The sequence below is a fragment of the Micromonospora sicca genome (genome assembly GCF_003172935.1).
Classification (GTDB): Bacteria; Actinomycetota; Actinomycetes; order Mycobacteriales; family Micromonosporaceae; genus Micromonospora; species Micromonospora sicca.
The window spans coordinates 1-651 of sequence record NZ_QGKS01000177.1 but is presented as its reverse complement, the minus strand read 5'-3'; the positions used below and the strand labels follow the sequence as shown (position 1 = coordinate 651).

General features: G+C 69.3%; 1 protein-coding gene. It reads left to right on the top strand.

The window, feature by feature from the left end; genetic code table 11:
• Positions 1–205: 205 nt before the first annotated feature.
• On the top strand, positions 206–651 hold a 446-nt coding region (locus DKT69_RS10190), incomplete at its 3' end, for a helix-turn-helix domain-containing protein (RefSeq protein WP_201749564.1).

Sequence of the window (651 nt, the reverse complement as noted above, 5' to 3'; positions counted from 1 at the left end):
GCGGTGACGCGGCGCGGCGGATCGTGGGGGATGTCAGCTGTTGCCGGTTGAGTGGGTGTTGGTATGCGTTGGTGACCTTAAAAGTGACTTGCGGTGTGGGTGGTGCATTGGGACGGGGGATCAGGCGGTCGGCGGCTCGGTGCCGTGGGGGTGTGGCGTTGGTGGTTGCGGGTTTACGTCCTACCGGGTGGTTATGGTGCTGGGCGTGGCGGGCCGGGAGCGGTTGAGTGTGGTGCAGGCGTACCGGTTCGCGTTGGACCTGACGCCCCGGCAGGAGCGGATGGTGTTGGCTCATGCGGGGGCGGCGCGGGTGGCGCACAACTGGGCGCTGGCCCGAGTCAAGGCGGTCATGGATCAGCGGGCCGCCGAACGCACCTACGGCATCGACGAGGTGGACCTGACCCCGACGCAGGGCTGGTCTCTGCCAGCGCTGCGTAGAGCCTGGAATCAGGCGAAGGCCGGCGTGGCGCCTTGGTGGGCCGAGTGTTCGAAGGAGGCGTTCAACACCGGCCTGGACGCCCTGGCCCGGGGGTTGAAGAACTGGTCGGACTCCCGCACCGGTAAGCGTGCCGGGCGGCGGGTGGGGTTCCCGCGTTTCAAGTCCCGCCGCCGGTCGACCCCGTCGGTGCGGTTCACCACCGGGGCGATCCG